General features: G+C 57.5%; 11 protein-coding genes. 2 read left to right on the forward strand and 9 right to left on the reverse strand.

Annotated features, from left to right (window positions below; all coding sequences use genetic code 11):
- Positions 1-293: 293 nt before the first annotated feature.
- The 4 genes from B6S09_RS01130 to B6S09_RS01150 form a co-directional block, all read right to left on the reverse strand.
- Positions 294-2,072 (reverse strand): DEAD/DEAH box helicase, encoded by a 1,779-nt coding sequence (locus tag B6S09_RS01130; RefSeq protein WP_094276654.1) that lies wholly within the window; start codon positions 2,070-2,072, stop codon positions 294-296.
- 591 nt (positions 2,073-2,663) lie between these two features.
- On the reverse strand, positions 2,664-2,909 hold the full coding sequence (locus B6S09_RS01140) for a GlsB/YeaQ/YmgE family stress response membrane protein (protein ID WP_094276655.1): 246 nt from the start codon (positions 2,907-2,909) through the stop codon (positions 2,664-2,666).
- Between the two features lie 18 nt (positions 2,910-2,927).
- Positions 2,928-5,984: a D-2-hydroxyglutarate dehydrogenase YdiJ gene (gene ydiJ, locus B6S09_RS01145; protein ID WP_094276656.1), complete on the reverse strand. Its 3,057-nt coding sequence runs from the start codon at positions 5,982-5,984 to the stop codon at positions 2,928-2,930.
- A gap of 99 nt (positions 5,985-6,083) precedes the next feature.
- A complete protein-coding gene (locus B6S09_RS01150) occupies positions 6,084-6,890 on the reverse strand; it encodes a helix-turn-helix transcriptional regulator (protein ID WP_243832746.1) in 807 nt (268 codons plus the stop codon).
- Positions 6,891-6,994: 104 nt separating this feature from the next.
- On the opposite strand from B6S09_RS01150, the gene tyrS reads away from it, so the two are divergent.
- On the forward strand, positions 6,995-8,278 hold the full coding sequence (gene tyrS / locus B6S09_RS01155) for a tyrosine--tRNA ligase (RefSeq protein WP_094276657.1): 1,284 nt from the start codon (positions 6,995-6,997) through the stop codon (positions 8,276-8,278).
- A gap of 15 nt (positions 8,279-8,293) precedes the next feature.
- Here tyrS and rluF read toward each other — a convergent pair whose 3' ends face one another.
- From rluF to fabV, 5 genes are all read right to left on the reverse strand, one after another.
- Positions 8,294-9,202, reverse strand: coding sequence for a 23S rRNA pseudouridine(2604) synthase RluF (rluF, locus tag B6S09_RS01160; RefSeq protein WP_094276658.1), 909 nt, complete (start codon positions 9,200-9,202; stop codon positions 8,294-8,296).
- A gap of 224 nt (positions 9,203-9,426) precedes the next feature.
- The gene (locus B6S09_RS01165) at positions 9,427-9,876 is read right to left on the reverse strand and encodes a methyltransferase family protein (RefSeq protein WP_094276659.1); all 450 of its coding nucleotides are present in this window, start codon (positions 9,874-9,876) and stop codon (positions 9,427-9,429) included.
- Complete coding sequence (locus B6S09_RS01170) at positions 9,873-11,606, reverse strand: SulP family inorganic anion transporter (protein ID WP_094276660.1); 1,734 nt, start codon at positions 11,604-11,606, stop codon at positions 9,873-9,875. The genes B6S09_RS01165 and B6S09_RS01170 overlap by 4 nt, the downstream gene beginning before the upstream one ends.
- A 423-nt stretch (positions 11,607-12,029) precedes the next feature.
- Positions 12,030-12,524, reverse strand: a complete 495-nt coding sequence (locus B6S09_RS01175) for an anti-virulence regulator CigR family protein (protein WP_094276661.1) — start codon at positions 12,522-12,524, stop codon at positions 12,030-12,032.
- Positions 12,525-12,674: 150 nt separating this feature from the next.
- Complete coding sequence (fabV, locus tag B6S09_RS01180; RefSeq protein WP_094276662.1) at positions 12,675-13,874, reverse strand: enoyl-ACP reductase FabV; 1,200 nt, start codon at positions 13,872-13,874, stop codon at positions 12,675-12,677.
- 390 nt (positions 13,875-14,264) lie between these two features.
- Between fabV and radD the strand changes: the two genes are divergently transcribed.
- The gene (radD, locus tag B6S09_RS01185; protein WP_094276663.1) at positions 14,265-16,007 is read left to right on the forward strand and encodes a DNA repair helicase RadD; all 1,743 of its coding nucleotides are present in this window, start codon (positions 14,265-14,267) and stop codon (positions 16,005-16,007) included.
- Positions 16,008-16,015: the final 8 nt, after the last annotated feature.

The raw sequence follows: 16,015 nt of genomic DNA on the forward strand, positions 1-16,015 counted from the left end.
GTCTTTCTTCTCTGCTGTCGCCCACGGGGCCGGTGTCATATGCCATGGCTCTCCGCCTTCGCGGAGATGACCCCCCCTGGCTTCTTGCTCGGGACGTGCCTTGCCTGCCCCTTCGCAGAACAAGGGAATGAGATCAGACCTTTTCCTTGCTCAAGCAATGGCATAGCCTGGGACGATGCCCGGCTAAAACCTGACCTGCATACATACCTTTCCTCTTACAGCGTTCTCCTCATCGACATACAAAAAAGCCCGCCGGGGTCACCGGCGGGCTTTTTATTCAGCGTGGAACGGGCTTAGCCGTTCAGGCGCTTGTCATTACGACGGGGACGGAACTTGCCACGCTCACCGCCACGGTCGTCTTTATTGCGGAACTGGCGACGGGGCAGCGGACCACCTTCGTACTTGGCCAGGTTCAGCGGACGCTGACACACACGTACTTTCTGCAGCACCTGTTGCAGCTCGGACGGAATACCTTCCGGCAGATCCACGGTGGAGAAATCGTCGTGGATCTGGATCTGACCGATAAAGCGGGACTCCAGATCTGCCTCGTTGGCAATGGCGCCTACCAGGTGGCCCGGCTTGACGCCGTGCACCCGACCCACATCCACCCGGAAGGTTTCCATGGCCACACCGGACACATCATCCTTGCCACCACGACGAGGACGCTCGCCACGCTCGGGACGATCACCACGGCCACGAGGTTCACGGGCTTCACGCACGTCCGGACGACGGGCCGCCATCGGCTTGTCTTCCACAAACAGCGGACGATCGCCTTGCAGCAGGCGGGCCAGACCGGCAGCCAGAGCAGCAGTATCCATACCATCAGCCTGCAGCTCGGTCACCATTTCAACAAACGGTGCCAGGGCCTTTTCGTCAGCATCTACGCTGGTGCGAATGCGGGCCTTGAAGCGCTCCGCACGGATCTTGTTGATCTCGTCGGCGGTGGGCATTTTCATTTCTTCAATCGGCTGGCGAGTATGACGCTCCAGGTTGTACAGGCTGCGCTTTTCACGGCCGGTTACAAACAGAATCGCGTCACCTTCACGACCGGCACGACCGGTACGGCCGATACGGTGCACGTAAGATTCGTTGTCGTGGGGCATGTCATAGTTAATAACATGGCTGATACGCTCAACGTCCAGACCACGGGCAACCACATCGGTAGCCACCAGCACGTTCAGGCGACCATTCTTCAGACGATCCACCACTTTTTCCCGCAGCTTCTGGGGAATGTCACCGTGCAGAGCTTCACAGGCATGACCTTCGCGGGTCATCATTTCTGCCACGTCTTCGGCGTCCTTACGGGTACGCACAAATACCAGACAGGCATCCATGTCTTCGGTTTCCACCAGACGGCACAGGGCTTCCTGCTTGGGCATACCACGCACAAACCAGTAACGCTGACGAATGCTGGCGTTGGTACGGGTCTTGTTGGCAATGCGCACTTCCTGCGGGTCTTTCAGGTATTTCTGAGCAACACGCTGAATGGCCGGCGGCATGGTGGCAGAGAACAGGGCAATCTGACGGGTATCCGGGGTGTGCTCCAGGATCCACTCTACGTCATCGATAAAGCCCATACGCAGCATTTCGTCGGCTTCATCCAGTACCAGCGCCTGCAGGCTGTCCAGCTTGAGGGTGCCACGACGCATATGGTCCATCACCCGGCCGGGAGTGCCCACCACGATGTCAACACCGCGCTTGAGCGCACGGATCTGGCTGTCGTAGGCCTGACCACCATAAATGGACACGATACGAATATCTTTCTGATGTTTGGCGTAGTTTTCAAAGGACTCCGCCACCTGAATGGCCAATTCCCGGGTCGGGGCCAGCACCAGCACCTGCGGGTAGGCGTTGCCACCGGTGATACGGCTCAGCATCGGCAGTGCAAAAGCGGCAGTCTTGCCGGTACCGGTCTGGGCCAGGCCCAGCACGTCGCGCCCGGTCAGCAGAGTCGGAATGGCGGCGGCCTGAATGGCAGAAGGCTGCTCATAACCGGCATCGGTCAAAGCTTGAAGAACGGCAGGCGCCAGCCCGAGATCGGCAAAACCGGGTACTACAGAAGAATTTGTCATTTAACAGTTCCGAAAAAATAAGATGTCGGCGGACTGATACAGCAAAAGGCCGGGAACAGCCCTACTCACTCGAAGTGAGGGCTTTCCTTCACACAAAAGGTGTCACACATGAATACACAAGGCTAATCTGGCCGTTTTTGTCTCAACACCGCCATGCTCGACCGGCTGGAATACACCAGACAGCCATACTCGTCATGGATGTCGATCTGCCAGGCTTGTGTCGTCGCGCCCAAAAAAGAGGGGACGTGCGCTGCCTGTTACCAGGCCGCTTCGTTTGGCGCGGACGTGATTTGCATTAGCTTTCTGCTCAACGCAATAAAAACCCGCTTCAACGCACATAATTGGCAGCTACTTAAACCCAGGGTTTCGGCCAACGTGATACTCACGCTGCCATGTAACATGCCAAGAGGCTGGTGAATACGATAACTTACATCAGGAGGCCTGTGCAAAAGTCGTGATTCACTTCACAAAAGGTCATGCCCAGCTGGGCTACGGGCGCATTCTCTGATAAATGGGGACAAGTGTCCAGCGTAAATTCATGTTTCCATATATTTAACTGCTCGGGACCGGGAAGTACCCGGTCCCGAGGCGTTACCGCCGGCCTTTTATTTTTCCCACAATAAAGATCAGCAGCACGGCTCCTGCTACCGACATGATCAGAGACCCGATAATGCCGGTGGCTGTCAGTCCGATAAACCGGAACACAATGCCACCGAGAAAGCCCCCTACCAGACCAACCACGATATTGCCCAGCAGACCGAAGCCTTCTCCTTTCATCAGATTACCGGCAATCCAGCCAGCCAGAGCACCGATAATCAATCCCAAAAGCAGACCCATATGTTTCTCCTTGTTAGATTACGCCAGCAAGCTTAGCAAGGCCTGCACCGGATGGCGAAGCCCTTCCCCTTCGATGCGTTTGACCTGACTGCGGCAGGAAAAACCGGTGGCCAGACAACGCTCTCTGGGCAATTTACTCAGAGGATCGGCCCAGCTCATGGCAAATAGGGTTCGGGAACCTTCGACATGTTCCCGCTCATGGCCATAGGTACCGGCCATGCCACAGCACCCTACTGGCACAGCTTCCATTTTGGCTCCCAGGTGAGCAAAAATACGGCTCCAGTCCTGGTGTGTACTGGGCTTGGCGGTTTTTTCGGTACAGTGAGCAAACAGATGCCAGGGCTCGCCGCTCTGTTCCCGGGACGGCACCTGCTCCAGTACGGTCAGCAGCCATTCCTGAGGCAGCAACACTTCAAAGCTGCCCCGGGCCGGGCCCAGTACCTTGGCATATTCATCCCGGTAACAGAGCACCAACGACGGATCCACCCCCACCATGGGAATGTTTAGCCGGGCCAGCCGGTTAAGGAACTGGGCGCTGTCGGCGGCCATACCGGCGAAGCGGCGCAAAAAGCCCTTTACATGAGCCGGCTTGCCGTTGGGTCTGAACGGCAGCACCACCGGATTAAAGCCCAGTGCCGTGGCCAGGCGCACCAGATCATGCACAACACCGGCATCGTAGAAGGAGGTAAAGGGATCCTGCACCACCAGCAGGGTTTGAGCCCGCTCTGCTTCGCTCATGGCCTGCAGCTGTTCAAGATCGAACTGGGCTGCCGGCCCCTTGCCAAGGCGTTTTTTCAGGCTGGGCTGGCTGAGTGCCGGCATGTCCACCATGCCAAGCAGTGAGGAGGTACTGCCCTGTATCCACTTGTGATTCATGATGGGGTTAAACAGGCCCGGTGCTTTGGCCATCCAGGGGGTATAACTCTCCACCCAGGACACCAGATAGTCTCTTGGCGGGCGCTGGTAACGCTGATAATACAGCTGCAGAAAACGGGCGCGGAAGGTAGGTACATCCACCTTGATCGGGCACTGACTGGAGCAGGCCTTGCACGCCAGACAACCGTCCATGGCCTCTTTGACTTCGTGCGAGAAGTCGTATTCACCCCGGCGCTTATCGAGGGTATGTTTGATACGCAGCACCATGTTCTTGACGCTGGTGCCCCGGCTTTGCACTGCAGCCTCTCCGGCCATGGGATCAAAGCCCTGAGCCGAGAGCTGACGCAGCCATTCCCGTACCAAACCGGCCCGGCCCTTGGGAGAATGGCGGCGGTCGGCGGAAAGTTTCATGGACGGGCACATGGGCGAACGCACATCAAAGTCAAAACACAGGCCATTACCATTGCAGTCCATGGCCTGGGTAAAGCCATCGCGCACATGCACCGGGATCTGACGGTCAAAATAACCACGCTTGGTGGCATCCACCGACACCAGCTGCTCCAGGCTGTCCAGCGGAGTACAGATTTTACCCGGGTTAAGACGGTTAAAGGGATCAAAGGCCGACTTGATGCGACGCAGCTCGGTAAACAGCACCTCGCCGAAAAAGGTAGGGCTGTATTCGGAGCGAAAACCCTTGCCGTGCTCACCCCACATCAGGCCGCCGTATTTGGCAGTAAGCGCATTCACCTTGTCGGAAATACGCCGCAGCATAACCTCCTGCTCCGGATCAGTCATATCCAGGGCCGGACGTACATGCAGCACGCCGGCATCCACATGGCCAAACATGCCGTATTGCAGGCCGTGCTCGTCCAGTAACCGGCGAAACTCCATGATATAGTCGGCAAGATGCTCGGGAGGTACGGCGGTATCCTCCACAAAGGCCACCGGCTTTTTGCGGCCTTTGGCATTACCCAGCAGGCCCACCGCCTTTTTACGCATACCATAGATACGGTTGATTGAGGCCAGATCATCACATACCTGGTAACCAATCACCCCGGCTTCACCCCGTTCAATCAGGCCATCAAGGCGGGCGCACAGCGCCTCAACCTTTTCCCGCTGGGCGGTTTCGTTCTGATCGGCATATTCCACCATATTAAGGCCATCCATGACCTTGCCCGGCACGTCCTGAATCAAATCACTGACCGAGTGCCAGACGATGTCTTCCCGGGCCAGGTTAAGTACCCTGGAATCCACGGTTTCCACCGACAAGGCCTTCGCCTCCACCATCAGGGGGGCATTGCGCAGGGCCGATTCAAAGCTGTTGTATTTGACGTTGACCAGGGTGCGGTATTCGGGAATAGGCGTCAGATCCAGCCAGGCCTCGGTAATAAAGGCCAGAGAGCCTTCCGAGCCGCACAGAATGCGGGTCAGATCCAGAGTGTGGCTGGCCTTGTCGTAGACATGACGCAAATCGTAGCCGGTAAGAAAACGGTTCAGTTTGGGAAAGCGCCGCTCAATTTCCCCGGCGTTACCGGTCACGCTGTGATACACGCAACGGTACAGCTCCCCTTCCCGGCTGTCTTCTTCCAGTTTTTGCTCCAGCGCCTCGCCGGACACCGGGCCGGTTTCAATCAGGGTGCCGTCCACCAGCACGGCCGTCACACCCAGCACATGGTCCGAGGTTTTGCCATACACCAGCGAGCCCTGCCCGGAGGCGTCGGTATTGATCATGCCCCCTACGGTAGCGCGGTTACTGGTAGACAAGTCCGGCGAGAAAAACAGCTTATGGGGGGCCACCAGCTGGTTGAGCCGATCCTTGACCATGCCGGTCTGAATACGTACCCGGCGACCATCGGCGTCCATGGTCACCAGCTGGTTCATGTGACGGGACACATCCACGACAATATTGTCATTCAGCGACTGGCCATTGGTGCCGGTACCGCCGCCCCGGGGTGAAAAGCGAATGTCTTTGTAAGCGTCCTTGGCCGCCAGGGTCAGCATCACGACCAAATCCTGGGAAGAGCGCGGAAACACCACTGCCTGCGGCAGACACTGATATACACTGTTGTCAGTAGCCACCGCCAGCCGGCTGGCATAGCTGCGCTCTATATCGCCGCGAAAACCGCTGTCGGCCAGTGCCTCAAGAAATGAATAATAGGTGGGGGTTGTCTGCTGCTGCAGCGCTAACCTTGGGATCATGACCTGCGTCCCCTTTGTCCTTGTCGATTACGCCCGAAGTGGCGGCCATTATACACCGCCATGACATTTGAGCGAGCGCCTGAAAGGCGTCCGGACTGCTTACTCTTCGGGAAACTCTGGATTCACGGTGATCAGATGATTAAGAAAGCGCGCAAATAATGCCCCCTGAGAGTCTGCCCCCAATTTGGCATATAAGCGTTTACGGTGATTCCGGACCGTGCCGCTGCCAATCCTCAGCTGCTCGGCAATCATATCGTTATCCAGGCCCTGCACCAGCAAAGAGGCTACCTGGCTTTCACGCCGGGTCAGCCGCCCCCGGCCAAAGTTTGCCAGCGCCACGGCTACCTGCTCTGCCATGTTGGCCGGTCCGGGCGGGGACTGCGCCAGTGAGCCTGTCCCCGCCGGCCAATGCCGGCGGCACAGTGCGCTGAGCAAAGGTAACTGCATACGCAGCGCCGTCTGCTCTGCCGGCGTAAACGGCCGGCTCTGCAGACGCCCGAAAAAGATCATCAACCACTGCTCTCCAGCCAGCTGGATCACCAGTCCCAGCTCTTCCTGCCAGCCGGTCTCCTGATAAAAGTCCGCCAGATAATCAGGCGACATGCCCTGTGCCGTGGCCAGAGCACGTAACGAATACACCCCTTCCTGAAGGCCCTGGCTTAATGCCCGGCAGAAGGGATCTTCGGCATAAAGCCCGTTGAGATACTGCTGGAACAGCAATTCACGCCTGTGCTGCAGATTATCAAATAAATAGATCGCAGGACCGCTGTGACGGTAGCTCACCATCAGCAGGCAGTCACAACCGACCCGGGCCTGTAACAACTTCGCCAGCATACGGGGAAAGGCGGGACTTCCGAGTGCATCAATGACCTGTGCCAGCAGAGTCCCGTCCGGTTCTGTCATCATGGTATTTATCAAAGGTCGTCGTGATTATTGCAAACTGTCCCATAAAGGACATACCGATACCAGAATGTTCCGTTCACTATCGGACTTTTATCTGCGGAGCCCTGATGAGTAACACCTCTTTCCTGCTGGACGACTTGCACCGGCGCGGCCTGATTGCCCAGTCATCCGATCCTGCTGCATTAGCGGCCCATCTGACGGAAGGACAACGCACCCTTTATTGCGGCTTTGATCCCACCGCCGGCAGCCTGCATATCGGTCATCTGGTGCCACTGCTGATGTTGCGCCGGTTTAAAAATGCCGGCCACCGGGTGGTCGCCCTGGTCGGTGGCGCCACCGGCATGATTGGCGATCCCAGTTTTAAAGCCGGTGAGCGTTCGCTGAATGAGCCCGATACAGTTGCGGCCTGGGTTAACGAGCTGAGTGCCCAGATAGGCCGGTTACTCAACTCCGGCGACCATACCGAAAGCAAGCTGGTCAATAATGCCGACTGGATGGGTGGCATGGATGTACTGAGCTTTTTGCGGGATATCGGCAAGCATTTTTCGGTGAATGCCATGATGGCACGGGAGTCAGTGCGCCAGCGGCTGGCCCGCCCCGAGCAGGGCATTTCCTTTACCGAGTTTTCCTACTGTCTGCTGCAATCGTACGACTACGTCATGCTCAATCAGCACCACGACTGTACCCTGCAGATTGGCGGCAACGATCAGTGGGGCAATATTACCAGTGGCATAGACCTTACCCGCCGGCTTAACCGTCAGCAGGTATTTGGTCTGACATTGCCGCTGATCACCAAGGCCGACGGCACCAAATTCGGTAAAACCGAAAGCGGCACCGTCTGGCTCGATGCCAGTAAAACCTCGCCCTATGCCTTTTACCAGTTCTGGCTGAATACCAGTGATGAGGATGTTTACCGCTTTCTGCGTTACTACAGTTTTCTGGAGCTGGCAGAGATAGAGGCGCTGGAAGCCAGCGACCGGCAACGTAAAGGAAAGCCCGCGGCACAACGTGTGCTGGCCCGGGAGCTGACCCGGCTGGTACATGGCGAGCAGGCCCTGGCAGCGGCAGAACGTATCAGCCAGGCGCTGTTTTCAGGAGAATTTTCTCACCTGAGCCTGGATGAACTGAAGCAACTGGAGCAGGATGGTATTCCCATGACCCGCATTGACGCCCCGGCATCTGCCGATGACCTCAGTGTCAGCCAGCTGCTTAAGCAGTGCCGCCTGGCTACTTCGTTACGCCAGGCCCGGGAGCTGATCACCAACGGAGCCATTGCCCTGAATGGTACTGTCATCACCGAAGATGACGGCACTCGGCCGTTGCTGCACCAGCGCTACCTGATCCTCCGCCGGGGAAAAAAACAGTTCCATTTACTTAAGTTTGAAGACTGAACCGGCTCAGGCCACTTACCGCCCGTTCTTTTTCGCACCGGTGCGTACTGCAGTGCGGGTACCTGAACGGCCCGCTCCCGCCACTCCCCGGCGCTCCCGTCCGCGGTTTGCCGCCGGCTTGCCACGGGCGGCCGGTGCTTTATCCCTGATACGCGGCCCCTGGCGGGCCGCCTTGGGCTGTTCCAGCACTGAGGCTTCTTCGGTCTTGCTGGAGCCTGCAATCATGCGGTTAATCAAGCCAAGCTCTTCCTCGCTGACATAGCGCCACTGACCCGGTTTCAGGTTGCCAAGGTTAATATTCATGATCCGCACCCGTTTCAGGCTGGTCACCCGATAGTCGAGATATTCCGCCATCCGGCGGATCTGCCGGTTCAGCCCCTGAGTCAGAGTAATATTAATGGTTCTGGGGCCGATTTTGCGCACCTTGCAGGGCTTGGTCACGGTATCAAGAATAGGCACTCCTGCCGACATTTTGGAAACAAAATCATCGGTGATCGGCTTGTCCATGGACACGATATACTCTTTTTCATGCGCATTACCGGCCCGTAATATTTTATTGACGATATCGCCGTCATTGGTCAGCAGGATAAGCCCGCAAGACGGCTTGTCGAGGCGACCGATAGGAAAGATACGGGCATGATAGTTGACCGCATCCACAATGTTTTCAGGCACGGCACTGTCAGTGGTGCAGGTAATGCCAATCGGCTTGTTGTATACCAGGTACACGGCTTTTGGCTTGGCCCGCAGCGGTTTGCCGCGAATGGTGATCTTGTCGGCATCACTCACCCGCACACCCATACCGGCCACCTCACCGTTTACCTTGACTACCCCCTGCTCAATCAGCCGGTCGGCTTCCCGCCGGGAGCAAATACCGGTTTCACTGATGTATTTATTCAGGCGGGTATCAAGATGGGTGGCAGTCATGGAAGCTCCTTACCGGTTATAAAATACAGCCGGGCAAAGATCATGTCAGGCAGGCCAGGCTAAACCGCGCCAGTGTAAGGCCCCACCCTCCCCCCCGCAAGCGCTGGGCTATGCTCCGTGAGAGGAAGCATGTCTCGCTGGTACGTTTGTGCGTATTCGTCGGTTAAAGCGAACAACCACGTTATGGCTTCGCGGTGCGTTCGCTCAGACCATGTCCTGAAAAGTCACAACCAGCGCCTTACCCGGGCACAATAGTCGGTGTAGGATGATCCAAAACGCAGGCTCAGGGCGCGCTCTTCGGCGGCAATCTGCACCCGGTTCATATAGGCAACAAATACCACCAGGCCCAGCAGGGCCGGCACACTTTGCAGCCATAATGCCCAGGCCAGCAGCAGTAATGCATCTCCCAGATAAATGGGATTGCGGGAATACGCAAACACACCCGTGGTCACCAGGCTGCTGGTCCGCTCCGGAGTAAAAGGCAACAGGGTGGTGTTGGCCCGGGACATGGTGACTGCCGCCATCAGCATAATGCCAATGCCGGCCAGCAAGGGCCCAACGGCCAGCCAACGCGGCCAGAAATCGTGTTCCTGTGGCAACAGCCACATCAGGCCGGCTACCAGCACCGCAATGGCCGGCGGCGGCAGCCACAATAAAAAACGGGCCTTGTTCATGCTTCCCCCCTGACCACGTCGGCCACCTCTGTGGTCACCACTGGTGTGTGATAACAGCGGGTCATGCGCAACGCTTCATAAAGGTCGGGGTAAACCAGCACACCTTCTTCACCCACGCGGATACCCGCTTGTTGCAGCCAGTGGGTCATCTGGCTGCGCCTTCCGGCCATCACCATGTGAATGCCTCTGCGTTTCAGCTCTTTATGCAGCTCCCCTACCACGCTCATCACGCTGATATCCTGATGGGTAAAACAGGAAACCGCATCAATGATCAGACAGTTGGGCTGAGCCTTTTCCTCGCCAATCAATGCCAGGACCCGGCGTTTGAAATAGGCTGCATTAAAGTAGGTGAGCGGCGAGTTAAAACGGTAGATCAGCACACCGGCAATGGCCTTGACCTCTTCATTGCGACCAAGGGTATGCACCACGCCTTCCTCATTCATGCCCATCAGCTGATCCGTCGGTCGCATGACATTACGCAAAAACTGAAACAGCCCCAGTAATACGGCCAGCGTAATACCCGGGATCACCCCCATAAACAGCACACTGATAAAGGTAATCCAGGCCAGCCAGAAAGCGGGCATATCGGACTTGCGCAAGTGCCACTGGCCACGCAGATTAATCAGCGACCATGACGCCATTACCAGCACCACACCCAGCGCTGCGGTAGGAATGTACTGCAACGGCTCGGTAAGAAAAAACGTCACCAGCGCAATCGCTCCAGCCGCGACGATCGAGACCATCTGGCTCTTTCCCCCGTTGGCATCGTTCACCGCTGTACGGGAGTCGGCCCCACTGATGGCAAACCCCTGGGAAATCGCCGACGCCAGATTGGCCACGCCCAGCGCACGAAATTCCCGGTCGGCATCAATATCGTAACCATTGCGGGCAGCAAAGCTGCGGGCAGTGAGCATCATGGACACAAAGCTCACCATGGCCAGGTTCAGTGCCGGCAGCACCAGATCCCGCATCAGTCCCGGCGGAAACTCCGGCAACTGAAACTCGGGGAGCCCTTCCGACAGGCTGCCCACCACGGCAATGCTCAGCCGCTCCGGCCCCACATACCACAACAGGCCGGCTACCACCGCCAGTGCCAGCAAACTGCTGGGCCAGAGTGGCCGGTAACGCCGGCACAGCAGCATAATCACCAGCGTCAGCATACTGATCCCCAGAGTTGGCCAATGCACCAGTGCCAGATAATCAGGCGTGGCAACCAGGCGTTCAATCAGTTGGGATTCATCGAAGGTAAAGCCCACGATCCGCGATAGCTGCCCCACCATAATGGTGATGGCCACCCCGTTGAGCAGGCCGAGCAGAATAGGGCGGGACAAAAAATCCGCCAGCACACCAAGGCGAAAATAACTGGCGGCCAGACACCATAGTCCGGTCATGGCGGTCATGGTCATGACCAGCTGCCAGTGGCGGGTAGCATCGCCGGCGGCCAGCGGCGTGACCACGGCGGCAATGACGGCACAAGTGGCGGCATCCGGCCCCACGATCAGCTGGCGGGAAGTGCCAAACAAGGCATAGGCAATCATGGGTAAAATACAGGAATACAATCCTACCACCGCACTCACACCCGCCAGCTCTGCGTAAGCAATGGCCACCGGCAGTGCCACTGCCGCTACCGACACCCCGGCCCGCATATCTGCCGTCAGCCAGTCACGACGGTAATCCAGTAACGCAACCAGACCGGGCACCCACCGTGACAATGTAAAGAAGTCCTGCATATTCCGATATTTTCCTTTGCCCACGAGCCGGTACTCTCTGTGCCCAATATGAGCCAGATGGTACTCATTGGCAATATATTGATATTATTATCAGTAGGTTACAAATTAACCGGCAATAATATGACTGCCTTTATACAGTCATATGACTACCTCACCGTGGTTAAATTAACATTAATCGCTGCTTGCCATGAGTTAAACATTTGGCTGACGGGACAGTTCAGGCGCGGAGTTCAGGCTGTTGATAATAAACAGCCATGTCGGTAGTGAGGATTTTTGAGCCTGCCTCCGTGCAACGTTAGCGGGGCCCGGATTATCGCAGCACCAGCACCGGACTGCGGCGAAAACCAGCACAGCCCGGCACCAAGGCCTGCCAAAAACACTGACTGCCCGGATAGGGCCTGCACTTGGTAAGTAATTAATGGCTTAGTTGAGAATATCTTCCAGTATGTAACGGACATTTTCGGTCGCCAGATCCACCAGCACCGCCTTATTGTCTACACGGCGCCATTCATAACCTTCATAGTAAGGCAGGCGCTCACGAAGACGAGGATCAAAACGCTTGGCAATACCCGGTGGCAACGGTTTTCCCCTGCGCAGATTTTTGGCAATGCCCGGTGGCAGACTGCGTCTGTCTCCGTAATCCAGCCAGTCTCTGTGCTCCCGGAACACACGACGCAACAACAACTCGTCAATACTCAGGTCACGCTCATAGCGGCGATCCCGCTGCTGCCGGTATTCACCCCTGTCTTCACGATGTTCACGCCACTCTTTATGATTGCGGCTGTCTTCACGCTGCCATTGCTGCTCTTTGTGCCGCCCTGGTGCATGATCTGGTCCCTTTCCTTCCGGGGGCTGTGCCTGTACCGGCAATGCCAGTCCGGCCAGCATCATCGACGCGACTATCATCTGTCTGTTCATGGCGACCTCCGCCCGTTTGCTATTTTCTTTAACTTTAGTGCGGATAAGATTGGCTGACTATCGCCCGGAAGCGATGGCGGGACGAATATTGGCGTACCCATAAAAAAGCCCCTTGCAGGGGCTTTGGCGTTACTTTGCGGCGAAGATGGCTCAGGCCAGTTCGACCACATCGAAGTCAACTTTAGTGTCCACATCGGCGTCATAATCCACGCCGTCCAGGCCAAAACCAAACAAGCGCAGGAACTCATCCTTGTAGCCCTGATAGTCGGTGAGCTGGTAAATGTTGTCGTCCTGCACCTGTTTCCAGATCTCGCGACAGGCATTCTGCACTTCGTCGCGTAGTTCCCAGTCATCCAGACGCAGGCGGTTTTGCTCGTCTACCGGTGCCGGCTGACCGCTGTAGAGGCGATCGAAGAACAGACGCTGAATTTGCTCAATGCATCCTTCGTGAATACCCTGCTCTTTCATCACCTTGAAGGCCATGGAAATGTACAGTGGCATGACCGGAATGGCGGCAGAGGCCTGGGTGACCACGGACTTCAGCACTGCCACATGAGCGTTGCCGCCTTTGGCCTTGAGCTTGCTATCGATGGCGTGAGCGGCGCGATCCAGGTCTTCCTTGGCCTTGCCCAGGGTGCCGTGCCAATAGATGGGCCAGGTGAGATCGGTGCCGATGTAGGAATAAGCCACGGACTTGGCACCTTCCGCCAGCACGCCGGCGTCTTCCAGGGCATTCATCCACAGTTCCCAGTCCTGACCGCCCATCACCTGAATAGTGTCGGCAATTTCCTGTTCGTTGGCCGGCTCGACCACGGCTTCCACCAGCACGTCCTTGTTGGTGTCCAGGGCGGTGGACTTGTAGGGCTCGCCGATGGGCTTGAGCGCAGAGCGCACCAGCTCACCGGTGTCGGGCAGCTTGCGCACGGGAGACGCCAGGGAGTAAACCACCAGGTCGATTTCGCCCAGATCCTGTTTGATCAGTTCGATCACTTTTTCACGGCACTCGTTGGAGAAGGCATCGCCGTTGATGCTCTTGGCATACAGGCCTTCTTCCTTGGCGGCCTTGTCAAAGGCGGCGGCGTTGTACCAGCCGGCGGTGCCGGTCTTCTTCTCGGTGCCCGGCTTTTCAAAGAACACGCCAATGGTGGCGGCGCCGCTGCCAAACGCGGCGTTGATGCGGGATGCCAGACCGTAACCGGTTGATGCGCCGATCACCAGCACCTTTTTCGGCCCCTGCGCCAGGGTACCCTTGCCTTTGACGTAGGCGATCTGCTCACGTACATTCGCCTCACAGCCGACCGGATGGGTGGTGGTGCAGATAAAGCCACGAACCTTGGGTTTGATGATCATAGGAATGGTTGCCTCGGTTATTACAAACGATAGGCGCTAAAGATACCTTATTCCGGGGCAAATGTGAGGCCCGAATTGCTGGCCTGCCGCCTGTATCACGATGCAGCGGCAGGGCAAAGGGTGTCTGCTTCGCCACACCCTCTGCACCAGGGCCGAAAATTGCTCCTGCCTGTTCGGCATTCCCGCCGTCCATAGCAGCAGAGCCCCCTATGAGACGAGTTTGCTCGCCGTGACGAGGTATTTCGATCCGACCAAATATTCGGTGAATATTCACAGCGGGTTGAAATAGCACGTGGCATGTCCTTACCGCGTGCCGGCGACGTAGTCCCCTTTGACCGACGATGTGCACTGCCTTGCAGACCAAACGGGCTTCAAGCTTTGGTGAGATAAATGTTTACGTTACGTCCCTATCAGCAGGAGGCGGTTGACCGCACTCTTGACTACTTCCGCCGTCACAGTGAGCCGGGCGTGCTGGTACTGCCCACCGGGGCCGGCAAGAGCCTGGTGATCGCCGAGCTGGCCCGGCTGGCCCGGGGCCGGGTGCTGGTACTGGCCCATGTACGCGAACTGGTGGAGCAAAACCACGCCAAGTATCAGGCCTATGGCGTGGAGGCCGATATTTTCTCCGCCGGGCTCAAACGCCGGGAGAGCAGCCGCCAGGTGGTATTTGGCTCGGTGCAGTCGGTGGCCCGCAACCTGGACGCCTTCAGCGGTTTTAGCCTGGTGATCATCGACGAGTGCCACCGGGTCTCGGACGACGATAGCAGCCAGTACGCTCAGGTTATTCATCATTTACGCCAAAGCAACCCGGCACTCAAGGTACTGGGGCTCACCGCCACCCCCTACCGGCTGGGTCTGGGCTGGATTTACCGCAGTCACCATCATGGCATAGTCCGCAGCCGGGGCCCGCGTTTTTTTGAACACTGTTTGTTTGAGCTGCCGCTACGGCTGATGATCAAGCAAGGCTATCTGTGCCCGCCGGAACTGGTGGACGCCCCCGTGGTGCATTACGATTTCTCCCGGCTGTATGAGCAGGGTCTGTTTACCGAGCAGGCCCTGGAGCGTGAGCTGGCCCGCCAGCCCAGGGTTACTCCCCATGTAGTAGAGCAGATAAAAGACTACGCCGAAGACCGGGAAGGCGTGATGATCTTCGCCGCCACCGTACGCCATGCCACCGAGGTAGCCGGCCTGCTGCCCGCCGAGCACACCGCCCTGGTGACCGGCGACACCCCGGGCGCAGAGCGAGACGCCATTATTGCTCGCTTCAAGGCCCGGGAGCTGAAGTTCCTGGTCAATGTGGCGGTACTCACCACCGGCTTTGATGCTCCCCATGTGGATCTGATTGCCATTTTGCGCCCCACCCAGTCGGTGGCCCTGTATCAGCAGATCATCGGCCGTGGCCTTCGCCTCAGCCCGGGTAAAACCGATTGCCTGGTGCTGGACTACGCCGGCAATAACATGGACATTTTTGCTCCGGAAGTAGGTGAGCCCAAACCCAACCCCGATACCACCCAGGTGCAGGTACCCTGCCCCGCCTGCGGTTTTGCCAATATATTCTGGGGCAAGACCGATGCCGAAGGGCGAGTGCTGGAACATTTTGGCCGCCGTTGCCAGGGACTGTTTGAAGATGACGATGGTGAACGGGAAGAATGCGGCTACCGGTTTCGATTTAAAAGCTGCCCCCGGTGCCTGGCAGAAAACGACATCGCCGCCCGCCAGTGCCACGACTGCGGAGAGGTGCTGGTCGACCCCGATAAAAAACTGAAAGACGCACTGGCACTGAAAGATGCCCTGGTGCTGCGCTGCGCCGGCCTGACGCTTGAAAGCAGCAACGGAAAATACGGTCCGGCGCTGAAAGTCACCTACCACGACGAAGACGGCACCGAGCTGCAGAAATGGTATGCTTTCGACACAAAGGGCCCCAAGGGGCGCTTTTACAAGGAATTTGTACGTCCGCACTGGCCGGCACCGGGCACAGAGCCGGACTTTGCCAGCCTGGAGCAGGTTCTGGCCGTTGCATCCCGCTTGCGCCATCCGGATTTTATCATTGCCCGGGCCCACAAGCGTGGCTGGCAAATACGAGAAACTATTTTTGATTATCAGGGTCGGTTTCGTACCGCCCATGCGTTATAAGAGAGCTT

It is taken from the genome of Oceanimonas baumannii (genome assembly GCF_002245495.1).
Taxonomy (GTDB): domain Bacteria; phylum Pseudomonadota; class Gammaproteobacteria; order Enterobacterales; family Aeromonadaceae; genus Oceanimonas; species Oceanimonas baumannii.